The following is a 20,249-nucleotide window of genomic DNA, read 5'->3' as shown; positions in this document are numbered from 1 at the left end:
CCGGGCCGGCAGGATCAGGGTCACCGTCCCCCGAGCGAGACGGTCACGACGGGGGCGTCAGTCGAGGGGAAGGCCCTGCATCCCCGCGAAGGTGCGGGCTCCCCCACCGTGGAGCAGGGTGCCGTCACAGGCGGGCAGTTCGGCCCGCACCTTCTCCAGCCGCGCGGCATCCACATAGCCCACGGGGATGTCGCCCTTGTCGGTGAAGTCCTTGGTGTAGCCCCGGTCGTTGTCCGTCCCCATGGCCAGGAGGCGCTTGCTGTCGAGGAGCACGCCGTAGTACAGCCTGTCGGAGTTCAGCTTGTCCACGGCGGAACAGAGCACGGGTACCTCCTCGCCGCGCCGCGGGTGGCAATTCGGCTTCGCCTGATTGCACAGTGCGGTGCCACTGACCTTGATCACCTTGCAACCGTCCTCGGACTCGCCCGTGCAGGAGACCGGCATCATGTTGAGGGGCGGGCTCACCGTCGGCCTGGTGTACACGCCGGCCCAGTCCGCCTTGACGGCTGTCCGGTGCACTTCGGGGCGCGCACACAGGTCGATGTCCGCCGTCCCTCCGAATTTGTCGTCCTGCACGGTCGCCGCGTGCTTGTCGGGGCAGTCCCCTGACGCGCCTTCGGCGGTGCGTCCGTCGGCCACACCGCCCGCGGCCGTCGAAGCCGGGACGTCCGGGTTCTTGTCCGCCGTGGATCCGCAGGCGGCGAGCGACAGCGTCAGGACCACTCCCAGGAGGGTGGAGACGAGAACGCGGTGTGACACGGAGGTACCTCTTGTTCGACGGGGGAAGCATGCGACTGCCGGGGCGAAGGGCACGTGGCCGTGCCGCGACACGGGGACCGATGCTCGCAGGATCCGCTGACCAGGGCGTCGGTGGAAGCACGTACTTCGCTACGTATCGGCCGGTCGGCCACCCCGTACTTCGCTCCGTACGGGCCGACCGATCGCACCCTGGATTACGTGGGGCACGTCAGGGAAACCACGGACTCGCGGAACCGCGGAGGGCGGGAGAGTCGTGTCGGTTCGACGAGCCGTACACATCACAGGCGGTCCGCGTGGCGGCCGCCTTCCAGGAGGGCGGGCGGTGTGGCGCGAACGGCGGGGACGTGGGCGCGGAGGGTGGGCAGGACCGGATCGGTGGCCAGTCTCGCGGTCGCCGGGTGGCTGATCTGGCTGCTCCCGATACCCCACCTGGCGGCCGTCCTGGGGTTCGGCCCCGTGGACGGCGTCATGACGATCAGCTCGTGCTACGACGCCACCGACGCGCAGGGGTACGCGGACGGCACCGACTGCACGGGCACGTACACACCGAGGGCGGCCGGCGAGTCCCCGCGTCAGATCACGCTGGACAAGGCTGCCACGTCGCACAAGCCGGGCACCACCGTGGAGGTGCGGATGGCGAGGGGCAGAGCCCACGAGCTGTCGGGCTACGCGCTGGGTACGTGGCTCACCGTCACCGGGCTCATCCTCGGACCTTTCCTCGCCCTGTCGCTGTCGTTCCGTGCCAGTGCGCGGGACGGCACGTTCAGCCACGACGGCGACTACGTCCTGCTCTTCATCGCCGCCGAGTTCGCCGCACTCGTCCTCGGACTCCTCGTGGGCATCGTCGTCTCGATAGGCATCGCCGTGGTCGACCTGCTCGGCTGAGGAGACGGGCCCGCACGGGCCGGGTCCTCAGCGGAGGCACAACAGACGGTGCGGGTCGACTCTCGAACGTTCTTCCGTTCGACGTGATAGACAATGCCGTGGAGTTCGGTAGAGAGATCACACCCGTCGGACCGTCGGACGACGTGGCCACACATCACGACGGCGGGAGCCCCCTCGTCGGCCGCACGGCCGAACTGGGGCTGCTCGACACGGTGATCGACCGGCTGGGCCGCGGTGCCCCGTCCTTCGTCGACATCACCGGCGCGGCAGGCATCGGCAAGAGCCGGCTGATGTCCGAGTTCTGCCTCCACGCACGGCGACGAGGGATGACAGTGCTGCGCGGCCGCGCGGCGGAGTACGAACGGCACCTCCCGTTCCATCCGTTCGCCGACGCGTTCGCCGATCTCGACCACCGTCCGCCGCATGCCCCCGACCTGCTGGACGCGGTCTCCCGTGTTCTCGGCGGCACCGGCGCCGGGCCGTCCCCCGCACCGGTGCCCGCCACCGACGACCGATTCGGCCTCCACCGGTCGGTGGGACGGCTGATGGCGCAACTCGGCCGCGCCGGCGGCCTGGTGGTGGCGCTCGACGACGTGCACTGGGCGGACCCTGCCTCCCTGGAGCTCCTGGACCATCTCGTCCGGCATCCCGTACCCGGCCCTGTCGTCCTCGTCGTCGCCCGCCGAGACCGGCAGACGCCGACCGCGCTCACCGCCGCACTCACCCGTGAGGCCGACACCGGGGCGGTCCTCCGGATCGGTCTGGCGCCGCTCGCGGAACGGGAATGCGTCGAAGGGCTCGCCCCCGACCTGCCGCGCGACCGGGCCGCGCAGCTGTATGCGGCAGGCGAGGGCAACCCGCTCTACTTCCTCTCGCTCCTGCACGCGTACCGCGAGGATGCCGCACGTCGTCCTGCGCCCACCTCGGCCTCCGCCGAGATCGGCCTCGGCGAACTGCCCACCGGACTCGCACCGCTGCTGCTGAACGAGCTGGCCCCGCTGACCCCGTCGCAGCGCCGGACCCTGGAAGTGATAGCCGTGCTCGGCGATCACGCCGTGTCCCCGGTGATCCGTGGGGTGACCGGCCGCACCGACGCCGAACTCGACGACGATCTGGACGCACTGGCGCGACGTGACCTCGTGAGGCCGGGCCCCGGCGGCCGCATGGTGTTGCGCCACCCGGTGATCCGGACCCTGGTCCACGAGTCCACCACGGTGCGGCGGCGCGTCGAGATCCACCACGCCGCCGCCGCGGAGCTGGCCCGCACCGGCGCACCGGCCGTCGAGCAGGCCCAGCACGTCGAACGATCGGTGACCACATGGGACCCGCAGGCATACGCCGTACTGAGGCAGGCGGCCGAGCAGACCGCGTCGACGGCTCCGACGAGCTGCGCACACTGGCTTCGGGCCGCACTTCGACTCCTGCCCGACACGGCTGAACACGCCGCCGAACGACGCGATCTGACGCTGCGGCGCGCACGAGCACTCGGTGTCTCGGGCGGGCTGCGGGAAAGCCGCGACCTGCTGCACAAGGTGATCAGCACGGCCGGCCCCGACGAGACCGGCGTCAGAACGTCGGCCGTCGTGCTGTGCGCACTGACGGAACGGCACCTCGGACGATATCCGGAGGCGACCGCACTGCTGCGCCGCGAGTTGCGCCAGCCGGATCTGTCGCCGTCCGACCGGGTGTCGATCGGCCTCGAACTCTGCTCGTCCGCACCGCACAACGCCTCCTATCCGCAGATGCGGAGCGAGGTCGCACGGACCCTGGCCGATGCCCGGGTCCTCGGCAACGAACTCGGCGAGGCGGGGGCGCTGGCGGTCGCCGCGTTCGGCGAGGCCTACGAGGGCGACGTGGCCGCGGCGAGCGCGTACGCGGTGCAGGCCGCCGGGTTACTGGACGGCCTGCCCGACGACGACCTCACGGCCCTGTGCGAACCGCTGGGCAGACTGGGATGGGCGGAGGCATTCCTGGGCCGCTTCACCGACGCGGAACGCCACGCCGACCGGGGCCTCGGCATCGCCCGGCGCAGCGGCCAGATCTACCTCCTGCCGCTCCTGCTGCTGTGCAAGGCGCACGTACGGATCCAGACCTGCAGGCTGCAGTCGGCCCGGGAACTGGCGGACGAGGCCGAGGACATCGCCCGCGGGATCGGCAGCGGTGAACTGCTCGCGTTCGTCCTGGCCAACAAGGCCCAGGTGCGCGTCGCGGCGTCCGCGCCCGGCGATCCGGAGGCCCTGGCGGCTGCGGAGGAGGCCGTGGCGACCATGGGGCCGAGCGACAACTGGCGGGCCTCCATGGCCTGGTGCATGCTCGGCTACGCGGCGCTCACCGGCGGCGATCCGCACCGCGCCCGGGACGCCCTCCTCCGGGCCGGGGGAGACGACCTGCGTGGCCTGCAACCGTCGATGCGGCCTCTCCTGTCGGAACTTCTCGTCACGGCGGCCCTCTTCACCGGGGACGTCGCATCCGCGTCCGCGTGGTCCGAGCGGGCCCGAAGGGAAGCGGAGCAGCTCGGGCTGCCCGTGCAGCGCGCTTCGGCGATGCGGAGCGCGGCCCAGCTCGCACTGCACCACGGTGACCCCGGCAGGGCGGCAACGCTGCTTGCCGAGGCTGCGGCGGAATGCGCACGGTCGGGTGCGGTGTTCTGGGAGGCGCGGTCGCTGCTGCTCGCGGCCCCGGTGATGACGGCCGCCGGGCGCGGGGAGCGTGGTGAGGTCATGTGGAAGCAGGGGCACCGGCTCGCCACCGGGGGAGGGGCGGGACTGCTGGTGGGTCTGGCCGAGATGACGCGGCCGTCCGCACCCCGCACGCCCTCCACGACCCCGCCGTGGCTGGCCTCCTTCACGGCACGCGAACGGGAGATCGCCGGGCTGGTCGCCGAGGGCCTCACGAACCAGGCGATCGCCGGCAGGCTCTACCTCAGTCCGCGTACCGTCGAGACCCACCTCTCGCGGGTGTTCCGTAAGGCCGAGGTCGCCACACGGTCGGCGCTCGCCGCCCTCATGGCCCGTTCCTGACACCGGGCCTCCGCGGCCGCACGCCTCCAGCACGGGACGGCCCTGCCCGCCGTGCCGAGACCCGCCGTGCACGGCGCCGTGGTCGGGGGCACCACGGGGAGAGCATCCGGCACTCACGCGTCGCGACACGGGCGCCCGGCCGGGGTCGCCCCTAGATCCGCGAGTTGCGCAGCGACTGCCACACGGCCCCGGCCAGCGCCCGCGTCGAGCGGGGGACCGACAGCCTCTCGTGCCGGCGGTACAGGTCCCAGTTGTACGGGACCAGCGAGAGCTTGTTGGAGGAGAGCGAACCCGCCTGATGGGACCTGTACACCGCGAGCGGCTCGGTGAGGCCCCGGGCGTCAGCGCCTTCCCGCATGATCGACAGCCACAAGGCGTAATCCTGCCGCTTGCGCATCTCCGGCATCAGCCGCGAGCCGAGGACATTGCGGTCGTACATCGCGGTCAGAGCGCCGATGTAGTCCCTCACCAGCATCGCGCGGTAGTCGACGTGTTCCCGCGCGCGGACCACCCGACCGTTCGGGACGAAGTCGGCGCTCTCGCCGTCGTAGTCGGCGTCCATCTTGTAGTAGGAGGTGAACGTCAGGGGCGCGTCACCCGCGGCGGCGAATTCGATCTGCCGCTCGGTCTTCTCCGGAAGCCACATGTCGTCGCTGTCGAGGAACGCGACGTAGTCCCCCCGGGCCCGCCCGATGGCGAGGTTGCGCGCCCGGCCGGCACCCCCCTGCTCCGGCGCCGACTCCGGCTTGACGCGCTCGTCCTGCCGGGCGAACTCCATGAGCAGGTCCAAGGAGCCGTCGGAGGACTTGTCGTCGGTGACCAGCAGCTCCAGGTCACTGTGGGTCTGCGAGAGCACCGACCGAACCGCCGCACCGAGCGTCGCTGCCGAGTTGTAGACGGGCATCACGACGGACACCAGGGGCACAGCGCTTCTCCTTGCTCGGTCAAAGACGACGTCCTATTCAAGCACTGGAATCGTAGTGGGGCTGCCATGCATGGTGTCGTCGCCGGTCAGCCCGAGTGCGTGGGCGGGACGGACCCGTCCGGCGTCATCCGTCGGTCAGCTGCCGGACGGCCTTGAGCGTCAGGCCTGCTCCGTCCTCGGACGCCAGGTGTCGTGCCGCTCGCGTGGCGGCTCGTGTGAATGCCTGCTGCTTCACGACCTGGTCGAGCGCGGCGGCGAGCCGTTCGGAGGTGAGGGACCGGAAGGGGATCGGGGCGGTGGCGGCGCCGAGGGCGGCAAGCCGCCGGGCCCAGAACGGCTGGTCCGCGGTCACCGGTACCGTGACCGCCGGCACCGCGGCGCGCAGCGCGGCGGCCGTGGTTCCGGCTCCGGCATGGTGGACCACGGCGGCCAGCCGGGGGAACAGCAGGGTGTGCGGTACGTCACCGATGGTGAGCACGTCGTCGCCGTCAGCCGCGAGCCCGGCGCTGCCGGCCTGAAGAATGCCGCGCAGGCCGGCGCGGCGCAGGGCTCGCACAGCGATCTCGCTCAGTCGTTCCAAGTCGCCCGCCGCCATGCTCCCGAAGCCGATGAGGACGGGCCGAGGTCCGGCACGAAGGAAGTCCTCCACGTCCGCGGGGAGCCGTTCGGCCGGATCATGGTGGGGCCACCAGTTGCCCACCACCTCCAGACCCGGACGCCAGTCCGAGGGGCGTGGCACGAGAGCCGTGCTGAATCCGTACAAGATCGGCCAGTGCGCCCGTTCCTGCCGTCGGCGCATCGTGGAGGCGGAGGCCGGGGGCACCTGCAGACGCCGGCGCAGCCCTGCGGCCGCCTGCTCGTAGACGCGGTCGGCCATGTGGAGAGCGAAGCGTCCGGTCGCACGGTTGGCGAGGCGACCCAGCGAGCGGGAGCCTGTGACAACCGGAGGGAAGTCCCCGGTCGGTGCGGTGGGCTGGAGGTACACGCCGAGGCTGGGTATGCCCGTGGCCTCGGCGAGGTGCCAGCCGAGCGGGGCCGTGGTGGTCGACAGCAGGACGAGATCCGCACCCTCGGCCATCGCGTCGGCGAACCCCTGGCCCAGTTCGGTGATGAACGCGGCCGCGGTGCGCATGAGGGCGCGCCCGCCCACGACGCCGCCGCGCGCCTGCGTGTCGGCGGGGAGACTCCGGAATTCCAGTCCCGCGTCGCGTACGAGGGGTGCGAAGGTGTCCGCGGTGGCGAGGGCGACGTCGTATCCGGCCCGGCGCAGTGCGGCACCCAGGCCCGTGTAGGGCGCGACGTCGCCGCGCGACCCGGCCGCCGCGATGAGGATCTTCATCGGTCCTCCTGGGATTCGGTACGGCGGCTCGTGTGGCGGGCGGCGTTGGCGTGGACCGCCCTGCACGTGTAGGCGGCCAGGCCCGGGCGTTGTTGCGCCGGCGGTACGACCAGGGCGAAGGCACGTGGGTCGGCGACGAAGTCGTCCGCGATGCGCCGGTGCATGTCCGGCGGGCAGGAGGTGAACCAGCGTGAGACGTGCAGACGGTGCTCCTCGGCGAGGTCCATGGCCCGCTCGCCGTCGCTCGGCTCCTCCTCGTCGAAGGCCGCGAGCAGCTCCGCGCGCCATGCGGTGGCCTCGCCCATGAGTTGCCGCCAGTCCTCCTTGGTGTGGGCGGCCGCGCGCGCCATCGCCTCGCGCTGTCCCTCCGAGTGCGCCCACTTCAGCCCGGCCTGGGTGGCGTAGCTGAGGTCGAAGGTGATCTCGCCGAAGACCTCGAAGCGTTCCTGAGGACTCAGGGACACCCCGGTCTGCTGGACCTCGATGGCTCGTTCCGCCACCTCCGCCAACTGCTGCAACCGGGCGATCTCCTCACTCAACCGCCGCTGCCGGGAGCGCAGATGCTCCAGGGCGTTCGCCTGTGGATCCCTGAGGATCACGACGATCTCCTCAAGGGCGAAGCCGAGCTCGCGGTAGAAGAGGATCTGCTGGAGACGGGCCAGGTCCGCGTCGCTGTAAAGCCGGTAACCGGCGTGGCTGCGGCCACTGGGCGAGAGCAGCCCCGCCTTGTCGTAATGATGCAGCGTTCGCACCGTCACCCCGGCGAAAGCCGAGACCTGCCCCACGGAGTAGCTCATCCACCTGCCCCTTCATCGGCCTACAGCCTGAAGCCTGACGTAAGGGGAGGGTCAACTCGCCGAGATCTCCGCCCACTGGATCAGGGAGGACCGTGCGGTGGTCCATGGGTGAGGGCCGAACATCACCAGGGCGCGCGGACCGGGGTGGCGAGGGTGCGCAAGACGCGCGGGCGGGGGGTGCCGCCCGGCCGCGCGTCAACTCCCGTCCGTCAGACCTCGGTCGAGGACGCCCGTGAGCCGTGCTCCCGCGCGGTCGGTCGCGCGGTGTCCCCGCTTCGCACCCGCCGATGCCTGCTCCAACCGCAGCCGCGCCGTACGTCCACGCAGGGTCAGCGTCATCAACTGATTGCCGAACCAGGGTCCGCCGGTGCGCTCCCATCGGACCGCAGGCCTGGCGACCCGCCCGTGGCGGGCGAGGAGATGCCCGATCCCCTTGGCGAACCTGCTCCAGCCGAAACGGAATCCGGCCCGTATGGCGGCGGGCACCGAGTTGTGCAGCGGCGAGCAGGTGAACTGGAAGACGCGGGAGCGCGGCTGCTGCCCGGCGGGCCAGACGGCCTCCGCCACATACGCGTGGTGCACGTCCCCGGAGAGCACGCACACCGTCGCCGGGGCGTCCTCCGCCCTCCCCACCTCGGCGACCGTGTCCGTCAGCCTCCTGAACGACGAGGTGAACGCGGCCCAGTGCTCCAGGTCGGCCCGTCGGCGCAGCCACTCGCCGAAGCGGGCCCAGCGCGGTCCGCGTTCGCCCCGGCAGAGCGCCGCGTGCCAGCCCTCCGCGAAGTGGACCATGGGAGGCAGCAGCCAGGGGAGCGAGGTCCCGATCAGGAGGTGGTCGACGCCGCCCGGGTCGTCGAACGCCTGCGTCCGCAGCCAGGCCGCCTCCTCGGCGTCCAGCATCGCCCGGTGCTGCTCCTCCAGCACCCGCGCGGCCCGGGTGTCGACCATCAGCAGCCGGGTGCGGCCGAAGTCCCTGCGGTAGCTCCAGCGCACCGTCGCAGGGTCGGCTTCGGCGCGTTCCACGAACGCGCGCAGCACCTCCGTTCCGTCGTCGGCCGCCAGGACCGCCGCGTACAGCTTGTCCTCGGCGAGCTCGGCGGGCGAGAGGTTCCCGAGATGCTGGTAGACCCAGTACGACATGAGACCGCCGGTGATCCGCTCGTGCCACCAGGGCGTCGCCCGCATCTCGGCCACCCAGGCGGCGCTGGTGTTCCAGTCGTCGATGACGTCGTGGTCGTCGAAGATCATGCAGCTGGGCAGGGTCGACAGCAGCCAGCGCAGTTCGGGGTCGCCCCAGGACTCGTCATAGAGGTGGGTGTACTCCTCGTAGTCGGCGACCTGGTCCGGCGGGGCGGCGGAGCCGGTGCCGGCCGCCCGCCGGTGCCGGGCGATCCAGGCGCGGGTCTCGGCGGAGGTCTCGTCGGCGTACACCTGGTCCCCAAGGAGGAGGAGAACGTCCGGACGCTCGCCCTCGGGGTCGGCGGCGAGCCGGGCGGAGAGGGTGTCGAGGACGTCGGGGCCCACCGGATCGGTCCGGCCCTCGGCAGGCGCCGCCCATCGGCACGAGCCGAAGGCGACCACCGCGCCCGTGGCCGCGACCGGCGGCGTGTGGATGGTGCTGGGCGGCTGGGGCGAGTCCGCGAGGGGCCAGACCCGCCGGCCGTCGAGCAGCACCTCGTACGTGGTGGCGGATCCGGCGGCGAGTCCGGACACCACCACCAACGCGTAGTGATGGCCGCAGACGGAGAACGTGCGAGCAGAACCCCCTGCGCCGCCCGGGCACCGGACCTCCGCCGTACACGCCCGGTCGGTCTCGACCCACACCGTCGCGCGCGTACCCGACTCCCAGTCCACGTGACGCAGGAGCGGGCCCAGCCTCAGACCGGCCATCGCGAGTCCCCTTCCGGCGCTCCGCACGGTACGGAACGGCCGCTCCGTACGGTACTGAACGACGATGGAATCAGCGCCGTTGTGGCGTCCCGCCCCGCCGCGCCGCGCCGTGTCCGGCGGACCCGGGAGCGTCGTTGCAGCGGTCGTTCAGGAACGCCGGCCGCCGTCGCCGCCTGCCGCCGGTGCCTCGCCGGTCTGCGGTCGTCCGCGATGGCGGCGGCCGACCTCGTGGCCCGGGCCGGACCCGCATCCGCCGGGGTGGCAGACCTTCAGGGGGTGGTTCGCACGGGGAAGCTGAAGGTGCGTCCCTGTTCCTTGAGCCACGGCAGAACCTGCTTGAGGGCCTCGACGGTCTGACCGCGGTCGCCGCCGCCGTCGTGGAAGAGGATCGTCGGCCCGTTGGACAGCTCGCTCTTGACCGTGCCGACGATGGCGCCCGTGCCGGGCTTCTCGAAGTCCTTGGTGTCCACGTTCCACCCCAGCGGCCGCATGCCCGCCTCGGCGGCGATGCGCCGGCTCTCGGGGGTGAACGCACCGCCCGGCGCCCGGTAGTACTCCACCTTCGCACCCCCGGAGGCTTCCTCGATCATCCGCTTCGCGTCCAGGATCTCCTGCTTCTGGTACGCGACGGGCTTCTTGTCCATCCCGGTGTCGTGGGACGTGGTGTGGTCGCAGAGGCGGTGCCCGTCCGCGACGACCTGCTTGACCAGGTCGGGGAACTCCTTCGCCCGCGGTCCGACCATGCAGAACACCGCCTTGACGTTGTGCTCCCTGAGGACTTCCAGCACCTTGGGCGTCCACTGCGGGTCGGGCCCGTCGTCGATGGTGATGTTCACGGCCTTCCCGCCCGCCTCGGCGGCATGGGCGATCCCCTGGGGCATCCTCACCGTCGACACCGGCGGCGGGCCCGATGCCGGGTCCTGCGTCCGCCCCTCGGGTCCGGTCCCCTGCGAGCCCGCCTCCGTCCGGGCTGCGGCCTCGGTGTTCGTCAGCGCGGTGGCCCCCCACGCCGCCAGGCTGATCGCGACCGCCGAAGCCGCCACGGCTATGTGCGCGGTGTACTTGCCCTTCAGCCCCATGTCCTGCCACTCCTTGCCGGTTCTCTACGCTCTCCCGGAGGGGAGGACGGAAGAGAAGGCCGGAAGGTTTCAGCCGACCCGCCCCCAAGAGCGGAAACCTGCGGCGTGCGCTGCTCAGACCGTGGTGCTTCTCCTGAACCAGCCGCTGAACGGCGGCGCCCCCGCCGTGGATTCGGCCCCGGCTCCCGTCCCCGCCCCGGTGCCTTCGCCGAGAGCGTACCGCTCGGCCCTCGCCAGTACCCTCTCCGCCTCCGCCCGCCAGGTCGCCGCATCCGCGTCCGGCCGGGGCGGCGGCAGGAAGGGGCCGCGCTCCGGCGCTTCGGAGGCCGCTCCGAAGAAGTCGCCGCCCTTGCGCTTGAAGTCGTCCGTTCCCCACGGGCGGCCGTGGCCCCGAGCGGGGACCTTCTGGAGGTGGGGGATGTGCTTGGCGCAGTGGATGTACGCCTCCTCCACGGTGATCACCACCCACACCAGGGCCCGTCGGCCGGGCACTTGGTCGGCCGGGAGCCAGGGGTGGGCGCGGCGCATCTCGTCGTCGGCCACGCTCCTGGCACGGCCGTTCACGTGGAGGCCGATGCGGTCCCGGAGGAAGTCGACCATGAGGATGCCGACCTGCGGGTTCTCCTCGATGTTGCCCAGGCTGGCGTGGACGCCGTTGCCCCGGTACTCGGGGTAGGCGAGCGTCGCGTCGTCCAGGACGTGGAGGAAGCCGGGCGGGCCGGCGCGGAAGGTGTTGTCGCACGCGCCGTGCCGGTCGGCGGTGGCCAGGAAGAACATCTCCTGCCGGTTCACGAACTCGCGCATCCGGTGGTTCAGCCGGTCGAGGACCTGGTCGGCGTAGAAACGGTCCGCGCGCAGGGTGGTGCCCATGCGCTGCTGGACCAGGTGTTCGCCGTCGCTGCCCGGACGGGTGGTGCGGAGGGCCGTCGTCCCCTGCCGCCCGGCGTGTTCGAAAGTACTCACGTCGTTGCCCCGACCAGTTCTTCGATGGAGTCGTGCCGTATGCGGTGGGAGGGGACGCCGATGCCCACGAGGGTGTCGACGCTGCGCCGGATCATTCCGGGCGGGCCGGACAGGTACGCGTCGTACGTGTGCCACGGGCCGAATTCGCGCACGGCCTCCGGGATGCCGCCGGACAGGAGGCCGACGGGACCGTCGTCCACGACCGGGTGCACCGAGAGCCAGGGGTGCGACTGCTGCAGCCGGAGCATCGTGTCGATGTCGTAGAGGCCGTGGTCCCGGCGGGCGCCGTAGAACACGTCGACGGAGCGGAGCCGACCGTGCTGGGCGACATCCTCCACCAGGGCCTTGATGGGCGCGATGCCGGTGCCGCCGCCGAGACACAGCAGCCCGCTGTCGCTGGTGTGGTCCACGGTCATGGAACCCGTGGGAGGACCGAGCCGGATGACGTCTCCGGTGCGTGCGCGGTGGACGAGGGCGTTGGAGACCCAGCCCGCCGGTACGGCCTTGACGTGGAAGGACAGGAGCCCGTCGGAACGGGGCGCGGAGGCGAAGGAGTAGTGCCGCCAGACCCGCGGCCACCAGGGGGTCTCCAGGGCCGTGTACTGCCCGGCGAGGAAGGGGTACGGGCCGTCGGGCCGGACCGTGACGACCGCGACGTCCTTCGTACGCATGACATGGGCGACCACCTCCGCCTGCCACCAGGCGGGCGCGCGGAGTTCGTCCTCGGTCGCCGCGTCGATCATGATCTGGGAGATCGTGGTGTAGGCGCCCACCCACGCGGCCTCGGTCCGTGGCCCCCAGGTCTCCGGGGCGTGGCGAGCGAGGGCGCCGATCAGGGCCTCGCCGACGGCCGGATAGTGCTGGGGGAGGGTGCCGTACTTCCGGTGTCCGCGCCCGAGGTGGGTGAGGTACGTGGTCAGGGTGACGGGGTCGTCCGCGTGGGTCGCGGCGGTGAGCAGGGCCTTGAACAGCCGGTCGCGCTGGGTGTCCATCGCGGCGGGGAAGAGGTCGCGCAATCCGGGGTGGTGGAGGAAGAGCAGTGCGTAGAAGTATGACGTGACGCGGTCGGCGATCGGCTCGATCTCGGCCATCGTGCGGCGCAACAGCTCCGTGGCGGAGGGAACCGCCGCCGCTGCCGGGGCCGGTCGGCGCTGCGCCGGGCGCGCGGATCCCGGGGCCGACCGGCCGGTCTCCGGGTGCCCGGGCCGCTGGGGCCCCCGCGCTCCCGTCTGACCTCGCCCGAACCAGCCCCCGTCCTGACCGCCGGCAGCGGCAGCGGCACCGGAGCCGTCGCCGTCCGCCGACGGGGTGGTCGGAGCTTCCATCGGTCTGCCTCGCCTCGAACGTCTCTGGTCGGTCTTCGCCCACGGGGTCTGCATGTGCCCCGATTTCCTTGTCGCCCACGGAGTTCGACGAATACTCGGACAGGTGAGCGGGCCCGACCATACCCCGCCCGTCGGAATTCCGGGGATTCCGGCGACAGCCCTCGCCGCGAAGGCGTTCTGCCTGTTCAGGGGATGGTTACTAATGAGTTGGGAGGGTTCGAAAGTGTTTCCGGTACGGCATCGTCGAGGAATTCGCCGACCGAAAACTCACGCGGTGACCCGAACTTCTCCACATCTTCACGACCGGATCAGCGAGGGGCCGGTCACGGTGATGTCGGTGAAGCCGGGCCATCCCGAACATCTCGGCGCCACCGGGGCAGCCTGGGCGGTGCCGCAGCGCACCCGGAACCAAGAGACACATCGGACATGTTCCACTCCGTGCAGTTCGACGCCCGAGAACTCCCGGCCCCGATGAAGGTCCCCGCGCGGCCCGAGTCGCCGGGGGGCGTGCGCTTCCGTTTCCATGCCTCCTGCGGAATTCTGAGGGTGAGCCACGACCGGTCTCACGGGGCGCGGCCTGGGGGAGAGGGGTGCGCCGCATGGAGGCGCTGGAGTGGGGAGATCTGCGGTCGACGGGTCCCTGTCGGACCCTGAAACGCGGGGACCGGGCGTGGTGAACGCCGCTGCGGGGATGCGGCGGTGGCATTTCTCCCCCGGCCGAGGGGCCGTGTCGGCTCCAGCCGTCGCGGACGGCGGGGTGTACGTCGGCAACGCATCCGAGGTGTACGCCGTGGACGCGGTCACCGGGCAGCCGTGGTGGAGGTTCTCCACCGCCCTGGCGCGGATCGACACCACTCCGCCGGCGGTGGTCGACGGGACGGTGTTCATCGGCACCGATGACGAGGCCGGCCACGTGTACGCGAGGGACGCGCGCACGGGGCGGCACATCTGGAAAGCGAGCACCGGTGCGCCCGTGTCTTCGTCCTCCCCGGCCGTGGTCGACGGGGTGGTGTACGTCGGCAATCAGAAGGGGCTGTACGCCCTTGACGCCGCGAGCGGGGAACGGCGTTGGGAATTCCGTCCGTGCGCGGTGTTCGCGCGCCCCGCTGTGGCCGACGGCGTGCTGTATGTGCACGCCGGCGGACGGGACGGCGGCGGCCTGTACGCCGTGGACGCACGCACCGGGGAGCAACGATGGAGGTTTTCCACCGGCCGCGAGTGGAACGAGGAGTCGGCGCCGGCGGTAGCCGGAGGGATGGTCCATGTCGGCAGCGGAAGCAGTCTCTACACGGTGGACGCCCGCACCGGGCGGCAGAGATGGACGTTTCTCACCGGTCACTATGTGACCGCCTCCCCGGTGACCGCGAACGGAACCGTCTACTGCGGAAGTTGGGACAGGAACCTGTACGCGCTGGATGCCGCCACTGGAGGGATGCGCTGGACATTCGCCACCGCTGGGGCGATCGCCTCGTCCGCAGCAGTGGGCGGTGGGCTTGTCTATGTCGGCAGCCGGGACTTCAGCCTGTACGCGGTGGACGCGGCCACCGGTGAAAAGCGCTGGGAATTTCCCACCAGTGACGGGGTGAATGCTCCCGCGGTCGTGGACGGAATGGCGTACATCGGCACCCGGGACGGCCATCTCCACGCCCTCCGGACCCCGGTCCCTCCGCCACACGAAGCCACGGCCTGAGCGCGAGGCCCGCAGGGTTTCAAGCGCTCCCGGCCGATTCCGCGCCTCAGGAGTGCGGGGCCGAGTGACCAGGGTCTTTCGGTCCAAGCCACCAGTCCAGCAGCGGCGTCCCCCCATCGCGCCGGACGTGCCGTGTACTCGCCTGCGAAGTAACGTGAAAGGAGGCGGGAATCCCGCAATTCATGCCAGGGAATACAGGCTGCTCCGGACGCGCCGACGTACGCCGTCCCGCGCAGGCCCGTCGACTGGCGACACCCGAGCCGGAAGTGCGGAGCCGCACGGAACGGCCCTTGGCCGTCCCGTGTCCCGCATGATTCCGGCAGAGCGACGCAGTCGGGGGTCGGGGCAGCTTCAGGCTTTGGTCACCCGCACAGGAGGTCACGGATCATGTCCGTCTCCGCCCCCTTCCCCGTGGCGTTCAATGGAGCATTCGACCGGTTCGTCGTCACGATGGGCAACCGCATTATTGTCACTACCGGTTGACCGGTTCGTGGTCACGATGGGCAACCGCATCATCGTCATCACCCAGAACGGTGGTGTGTTCGGCCACGACATCAATGGCAACACCGTCGGTCCCGCCTTCGCGTTCGGCGGATCCAAGGTCGCGTTCAACGGAGCGTTCGACCGGTTCGTCGTCACCATGGGCAACCGCATCATCGTCACCACCCAGGACGGCGGCGTGTGGGCCCACGAGGTCGTCGGCAACACCGTGGGGCCCGCGTTCCCGATGAACTTCGTCCTCTCGCACTTCACCTTCGCGAGCGACATCTCCGCCGCGAACCGGCAGCGGACGCTCGACCGGCACAGGTTCGCGCTCACGCGGATGGCGGCATGCGGCAACCTGTCGGCGCAGGAGAGGACGAAGCTCCACCAGGCCTACGACCGCGCCATTCACCACACGACCAACACCACGGCCGGCGTGAACGCGAGCGCGACCGTCGGAGGCTCGCGCCTCAATGTCAACTTCGGGGTCCTGTTCCCGCAAGGCGATGAGGAGATCTCCCAGACGCTCATCCACGAGATGATGCATTGCGCCGGCTTCACCCACCCCACTCGGCGTGACCCTCCCGCAGGCAGCAGCTGCGCCGCGCCCAATCCCGCCGTGTTCGACTGCCCCGGCGACAACGGCGTCTACTACGGCACGCCCCCGCTGCGGGCGGAGTTCTGCATCGCGGGCGACCAGAGCGACGTGCGCTCCCGACTCAGGGGCAAGGCGGCCGTGGAGAGCTGCGTCATCGACGAGAACGGACTGGCTACCGTCCACACCGAGGCCTCGCGTCAGCCGCTCGGCGCGGCGTCGTAGCGTCCTCCTGCGTCGCACGGACGTGGTCCACGGCATCTCCGGCTGCCGCTCCCGATGGTGCTCTGCACGCACGGGCAGGCGTCAGCCGGACGGCCGGCCCGGCCGGTGGCACGGCAGCCGCCGCCCCACCGGCCGGGTCCCGTCCGGCAGCCCGCTCGCTTCGGCCGGACGGCCCAACCATCGGCCGGGTGAGCCGGGTTCCGTCGCGTCGATGACTCGGCTGCCGACCGGCAGGGTCTATCTCTTGACGGAGACAGACGACTCATCGGGAGTAAGCCATGGGCCTCATCACCATCGAGATGTTCGCGACCCTCGATCTCGTCGGACAGGCGCCCGGCGGCCCTGACGAGGACCCGGTGGGATTCCCGTTCGGCGGCTGGCAGGCACCCCTGCTGGACGAGGTCGGCGGGGCGCAGATCGGCGCAGCCTACGAAGGCACGGACGCTCTCCTGCTCGGCCGGCGGACGTACGACATCTTCGCCTCCTACTGGCCGCACCAGGACGGCGGCGAGGACGGCGAGATCGCCACGCTGTTCAACAGCATCCCGAAGTACGTGGCGTCGCGCGGCAGGCCCGACCTCTCCTGGGCCGGGTCCACGCAGCTCGGCCCGGACCTCGCCGACGCGGTGCGCGAGATCCGTGACCGGCACGAGGACGTGAAGGTCGTGGGGAGTCTGAACCTCGTGCAGACCCTGCTGCGCGAGAAGCTCTTCGACCGCCTCGATCTCTGGCTGCACCCGGTCGTGCTCGGCGTCGGGAAGAAGGTGTTCGACGACGGCGCGGTGCCCACCAACGTCACGCTCCTCGCGCCCCCGGTGGCCGGCCCGACGGGGACCGTGTTTCTGCGGTACGGGATCGCGGACGGCACTCCCGGGACGGGGGACATGAGCCTGCCCGATCGCGGTCTCGGCAGAAACGGCTGAGGCCCCGCCAGGCCGGCGCCGAAGTCGTCGTCGCGGCGACGTTCCCGGATACCGGGAGCTGCCCGGCGGGAATCAGCGCTCGGCGTCACCGAGTGCTGTCGGAGCGAGGACGGCGGCCGCCAGGTGCTCGCGGAACCAACGGTGACCCGGGTCGGCCGAGTTGCGGGGATGCCAGGCCATTCCGAGGTCCATGGGTGCCAGGTCGAGCGGGACGGCGAACGTCCGCAGCCCCATGGCGGAGACGGTACCGGGGAGCCAGTCGGCCAGGCTGAGCGCGACGAGGTCGGTGTCCCGGACGAGCATCATCGCGCTCGTGTGGCTGGGTACCACGATCGCGGTCCGGCGCCGCAGTCCGAGTTCCGCCAGCGCGTGATCGATGGGCCCGAGGCGCTTGCCGAGCCGCGAGATGCCGATGTGGTCGGCCGCGGCGAACCGGCGGGCGTCGATCGGCCCGTCGAAGAGGGGATGATCCTGGCGGGCGATGCCGACAGGCGTCATCCGCGCGAGCTGTCGGGTGCGGATCTCCGGGTCCAGGTGCCCGAGGACGCCGAGTTCGACGTCGACCCAGCCCTGCCGCAGGCCGGGGCCGCCCTCGACCGCCTCGGGCAGGAAGACGACGTCCACCTGCGGGGCCTCCGCGTGGATCCGTTCGGTCAGGTTCGCCGCCAGTCCCACCAGGAGCAGGTCGGTGGCCTGCACCGTGAACGTGCGCTGCAGACGTGCGGCGTCGAAACCGGGACCGGGCCGCAGGACGTTGTCGCAGCCGCGCAGCAACGCGCCCACCTCTTCCCGGAGTTCCAGGGCGCGCGGGGTCGGGACCATTCCCTGGCCGGCGCGGACGAGCAGCGGGTCGCCGACCGCTCGGCGGAGCCGGGCCAGGGTGCGGCTCACCGCCGCGGGCGAGGTACCGAGGCGTTCCGCTGCCCGGGTCACGCTGTTGTCCTGGAGCAAGGCGTCCAGGACGCGCAGCAGGTTGAGGTCCATCTATCGCTCCTGAACTGCGTGTTTGCGTCTGAGGCAATGATTGGATGCTCATCCTTGCATTGTTGTGGCGCTCTGTGGCGCGGACAGTGGAGACGCCCGCGGAATCCCGCGGCATCCTCCCTCCGCCCCTCTCAAGGAGCCGCTGTGCCCCAGTCCCCCCGTACCGGTCGGAAAGGCGATGTCCTTGCCGTCGTCAGCCAGAGCGGGCCGACCGTCTCGTTCTTCGACGCCGCCTCCGACCGCCACCTCGGGCATGTGCAGGTCCCGGCCGAGCCCCACGAGTTGTGCTTCGACGCGACGCACCGGCTCCTGTGGTGCACGCTGACGTACCAATCGGGCTACTACCACGCGAACGGAGGCCGGCGCACCGACCTGGCCGTCATCGACCCCGACACCCGCCGGGTCGTCGAGATCGTCGACATCGGTCCTGAACACGGGCCGCACGGCCTGGCGCCGGACCCGGCGCGCGGACGGATCTACGTCAGTGTGGAGGGTGCCGCGAACCGGCCCGGCGGTGTCGTGGTGATCGACACGGCGACCCGCAGGCCTGTGGGCAGGATCGACACCGACGCGCCGGGCCCGCACTGGTTCGCCATCGACCCGGCGGGCACCACGGGGTACGCCACCAACAAGGAGGCACCGTTCGTCTCGGTCGTCGACCTCGAACGCGGCGTCCTCACCTCGAAGGTCGAGGTACCGGGCAGCGAGGGCCTCGCCGTCTCGGCCGACGGCACACACGTCTTCGTCGCCGCGCCCTACGCCGACTTCTCCGCCGCCGAAGGCCGACCGACCACGGGAATCCGGATCATCGACGCCCGCACCTCGTCCGTCGTCGACACCCTGCCCACGGAAGACGTCGTCCTGCCGGTGCACCTGACCTCGACCGGGAAGCTGCTCGCGGGCGAAGTGCGCATGGCAGCCGATCCGGGGTCGGCGCTCGGGCACCACGCACCGGGACGCCTCACCGTGTTCGCTGCCGACACCCGCGAGCAGGTGGGTGAACTCGAGGTCGGGCTCTTCCCGCTGACCGTCACCTCGTCTCCCGACGGCCGACTCGCCTATGTGGCGTGCGCCGTCTCCTCCACCGTCGATGTCGTCGACCTGGAGACGCTGGATCGCCTGGCCCGGCTGGACATCGCCAAGCTCGGCGAGGCCGGCGCGCACGGCCTGGCGTATCTCCCGCGCCCGGCCTGATCACCGTGCGGGGCGGAAGCGGCCGTCGTCGTCTTCCGCCCCGGCCGCGGAAGCCGGGGCAGTGAGGTGCTCGGCCACCCGACAGACGGCGGGTCCGTGAAATGCCGCCCGACAGCGCGGCCGACCCGTGAGCGTCCGGAAGGCGGCGCACGCTCGCGCATCAGCGGGCGGTTCCCCGCTCCAGAAGTGTCATCAGCGCGCGGGCCGCCGGACTGGTGGACTGCGGCGGTGGCAGCAGGGCGACCGTCTCGTAGACCGCCTCGCCGGTGTAGGCGAGAGGGACGGCGTGCAGGGAGTCCCGCTTGTGCCGGAAATGCCGCGGTACGGCAGCGACACCGAGGTCCTCCTCCACCAGGTCGAGGAGGCTGTGCACGTCGTTCACCTCCAGGGTCACGGTGCGCAGGACGCCCGCGGAGGCGAAGGTCGCGTCCGTGGCCCGACGTGGTCCCCAGCCGGGGTGGAAGTCGACGAAGTCCTCCTCCGCGAGGTCTCGAAGCGCGAGGACCGGCCCGGCCGCGGTGAGCGGGTGCTCGGGGTGGCACAGGAGCGTCATCGGCTCGGACGCCAGGGGAACCGAGCGCAGTTGGTCGGTGTCCGCCCGGGTTCGGTAGGCGAAGGCCAGGTCGAGGCGGCCGGCGGCGACGTCCTCGGCGAGGGCGAGCCCACCCTCCTGCCGGAGCCGTATCTCCACCTCGGGGTGCCGCCGCCTGAACGCCGCCAGCAGCCCCGCCACGTGCACTCCCGCGACGCACTGCTCGGCCCCGAGGCGGAGGGTGCCGCGTACGACGCCCTGCACGGCCGCCACTGCCTCGTGAGCGGCCCGTACCTGCGCCAGGATGCGCTCCGCCTCGGCCAGCAGTGCGCGCCCGGCCTCCGTCAGCGTCACCCGGCGGGTGCTCCGTACGAACAGCGGAGCCCTCAGGTCCCGCTCCAGGGCCCGGATCGACGCCGAGAGACCGGACTGGGAGACCATGAGCCGCTCCGCGGCCCGCGTGAAATGCCGGGCCTCGGCGACGGCGACGAAGTGCTGGAGATGCCGCAGTTCCATGATTCAGAAGCCTACGCGCTGAATCCCATCGGATTCTCCTGTTGGATTCATGCCCATGGGGCAGGGGAGATTGGTGGCGGCACGACAATCTCCCCGCCGCCCCCCGTTCACCGGGGGCGTCCCCA

16 protein-coding genes are annotated in these 20,249 nt (G+C 71.4%); 6 read left to right on the top strand and 10 right to left on the bottom strand.

The window, feature by feature from the left end; genetic code table 11:
- Positions 1-57 precede the first annotated feature (57 nt).
- The gene (locus IF00_RS0117335) at positions 58-759 is read right to left on the bottom strand and encodes a hypothetical protein (protein WP_030319018.1); all 702 of its coding nucleotides are present in this window, start codon (positions 757-759) and stop codon (positions 58-60) included.
- Between the two features lie 375 nt (positions 760-1,134).
- On the opposite strand from IF00_RS0117335, the gene IF00_RS0117330 reads away from it, so the two are divergent.
- The gene (locus tag IF00_RS0117330) at positions 1,135-1,644 is read left to right on the top strand and encodes a hypothetical protein (protein ID WP_245234548.1); all 510 of its coding nucleotides are present in this window, start codon (positions 1,135-1,137) and stop codon (positions 1,642-1,644) included.
- A gap of 143 nt (positions 1,645-1,787) precedes the next feature.
- Entirely contained in the window at positions 1,788-4,664 is a 2,877-nt protein-coding gene (locus tag IF00_RS0117325) for a helix-turn-helix transcriptional regulator (RefSeq protein ID WP_030319015.1), read from the top strand.
- A 151-nt stretch (positions 4,665-4,815) separates the two neighbouring features.
- Here the strand turns inward: IF00_RS0117325 and IF00_RS0117320 are convergent, their stop codons facing one another.
- The 7 genes from IF00_RS0117320 to IF00_RS0117290 all read right to left on the bottom strand — a co-directional run bounded on the left by IF00_RS0117320 (position 4,816) and on the right by IF00_RS0117290 (position 12,982).
- Positions 4,816-5,589: a glycosyltransferase family 2 protein gene (locus tag IF00_RS0117320; protein ID WP_030319013.1), complete on the bottom strand. Its 774-nt coding sequence runs from the start codon at positions 5,587-5,589 to the stop codon at positions 4,816-4,818.
- A gap of 124 nt (positions 5,590-5,713) precedes the next feature.
- The gene (locus IF00_RS0117315) at positions 5,714-6,928 is read right to left on the bottom strand and encodes a nucleotide disphospho-sugar-binding domain-containing protein (RefSeq protein WP_030319011.1); all 1,215 of its coding nucleotides are present in this window, start codon (positions 6,926-6,928) and stop codon (positions 5,714-5,716) included.
- The gene (locus tag IF00_RS0117310; protein WP_030319009.1) at positions 6,925-7,725 is read right to left on the bottom strand and encodes a MerR family transcriptional regulator; all 801 of its coding nucleotides are present in this window, start codon (positions 7,723-7,725) and stop codon (positions 6,925-6,927) included. The genes IF00_RS0117315 and IF00_RS0117310 overlap by 4 nt, the downstream gene beginning before the upstream one ends.
- 195 nt (positions 7,726-7,920) lie before the next feature.
- Entirely contained in the window at positions 7,921-9,615 is a 1,695-nt protein-coding gene (locus IF00_RS0117305) for an alkaline phosphatase D family protein (RefSeq protein ID WP_037638432.1), read from the bottom strand.
- A 269-nt stretch (positions 9,616-9,884) separates the two neighbouring features.
- A complete protein-coding gene (locus tag IF00_RS0117300) occupies positions 9,885-10,694 on the bottom strand; it encodes a polysaccharide deacetylase family protein (RefSeq protein ID WP_030319007.1) in 810 nt (269 codons plus the stop codon).
- Between the two features lie 114 nt (positions 10,695-10,808).
- The gene (locus IF00_RS0117295) at positions 10,809-11,657 is read right to left on the bottom strand and encodes a pyridoxamine 5'-phosphate oxidase family protein (protein ID WP_030319002.1); all 849 of its coding nucleotides are present in this window, start codon (positions 11,655-11,657) and stop codon (positions 10,809-10,811) included.
- Positions 11,654-12,982, bottom strand: coding sequence for a globin domain-containing protein (locus tag IF00_RS0117290; RefSeq protein WP_209439772.1), 1,329 nt, complete (start codon positions 12,980-12,982; stop codon positions 11,654-11,656). Before IF00_RS0117290 ends, IF00_RS0117295 begins: the two co-directional genes overlap by 4 nt.
- Before the next feature lie 613 nt (positions 12,983-13,595).
- Between IF00_RS0117290 and IF00_RS0117285 the strand changes: the two genes are divergently transcribed.
- The 3 genes from IF00_RS0117285 (at position 13,596) to IF00_RS0117270 (ending at position 16,898) form a co-directional block, all read left to right on the top strand.
- On the top strand, positions 13,596-14,672 hold the full coding sequence (locus tag IF00_RS0117285) for an outer membrane protein assembly factor BamB family protein (protein ID WP_280922620.1): 1,077 nt from the start codon (positions 13,596-13,598) through the stop codon (positions 14,670-14,672).
- Positions 14,673-15,093: 421 nt separating this feature from the next.
- Positions 15,094-15,975, top strand: coding sequence for a hypothetical protein (locus IF00_RS42685; RefSeq protein WP_158710474.1), 882 nt, complete (start codon positions 15,094-15,096; stop codon positions 15,973-15,975).
- Positions 15,976-16,253: 278 nt separating this feature from the next.
- Positions 16,254-16,898, top strand: coding sequence for a dihydrofolate reductase family protein (locus IF00_RS0117270; RefSeq protein WP_030318995.1), 645 nt, complete (start codon positions 16,254-16,256; stop codon positions 16,896-16,898).
- Positions 16,899-16,970: 72 nt separating this feature from the next.
- Here the strand turns inward: IF00_RS0117270 and IF00_RS0117265 are convergent, their stop codons facing one another.
- Entirely contained in the window at positions 16,971-17,882 is a 912-nt protein-coding gene (locus IF00_RS0117265) for a LysR family transcriptional regulator (protein ID WP_030318993.1), read from the bottom strand.
- A gap of 144 nt (positions 17,883-18,026) precedes the next feature.
- Between IF00_RS0117265 and IF00_RS0117260 the strand changes: the two genes are divergently transcribed.
- Complete coding sequence (locus tag IF00_RS0117260; RefSeq protein WP_030318992.1) at positions 18,027-19,076, top strand: YncE family protein; 1,050 nt, start codon at positions 18,027-18,029, stop codon at positions 19,074-19,076.
- 160 nt (positions 19,077-19,236) lie between these two features.
- Here IF00_RS0117260 and IF00_RS0117255 read toward each other — a convergent pair whose 3' ends face one another.
- Positions 19,237-20,124: a LysR family transcriptional regulator gene (locus IF00_RS0117255; RefSeq protein WP_030318990.1), complete on the bottom strand. Its 888-nt coding sequence runs from the start codon at positions 20,122-20,124 to the stop codon at positions 19,237-19,239.
- Positions 20,125-20,249: the final 125 nt, after the last annotated feature.

It is taken from the genome of Streptomyces flavochromogenes (assembly GCF_000717595.1).
In the GTDB taxonomy this organism is placed as follows: domain Bacteria; phylum Actinomycetota; class Actinomycetes; order Streptomycetales; family Streptomycetaceae; genus Streptomyces; species Streptomyces flavochromogenes.
This window is presented reverse-complemented; position numbering and strand designations above follow the sequence as displayed.

What these genes read in the sequence shown, in the direction of transcription:
- IF00_RS0117315 (WP_030319011.1), bottom strand. Translation starts at nt 6,928, where the DNA reads ATGAAGATCCTCATCGCGGCGGCCGGGTCGCGCGGCGACGTCGCGCCC.
- IF00_RS0117310 (WP_030319009.1), bottom strand. Translation starts at nt 7,725, where the DNA reads ATGAGCTACTCCGTGGGGCAGGTCTCGGCTTTCGCCGGGGTGACGGTG.
- IF00_RS0117305 (WP_037638432.1), bottom strand. Translation starts at nt 9,615, where the DNA reads ATGGCCGGTCTGAGGCTGGGCCCGCTCCTGCGTCACGTGGACTGGGAG.
- IF00_RS0117300 (WP_030319007.1), bottom strand. Translation starts at nt 10,694, where the DNA reads ATGGGGCTGAAGGGCAAGTACACCGCGCACATAGCCGTGGCGGCTTCG.
- IF00_RS0117290 (WP_209439772.1), bottom strand. Translation starts at nt 12,982, where the DNA reads ATGGAAGCTCCGACCACCCCGTCGGCGGACGGCGACGGCTCCGGTGCC.
- IF00_RS42685 (WP_158710474.1), top strand. Translation starts at nt 15,094, where the DNA reads ATGGAGCATTCGACCGGTTCGTCGTCACGATGGGCAACCGCATTATTG.
- IF00_RS0117270 (WP_030318995.1), top strand. Translation starts at nt 16,254, where the DNA reads ATGGGCCTCATCACCATCGAGATGTTCGCGACCCTCGATCTCGTCGGA.
- IF00_RS0117265 (WP_030318993.1), bottom strand. Translation starts at nt 17,882, where the DNA reads ATGGACCTCAACCTGCTGCGCGTCCTGGACGCCTTGCTCCAGGACAAC.
- IF00_RS0117255 (WP_030318990.1), bottom strand. Translation starts at nt 20,124, where the DNA reads ATGGAACTGCGGCATCTCCAGCACTTCGTCGCCGTCGCCGAGGCCCGG.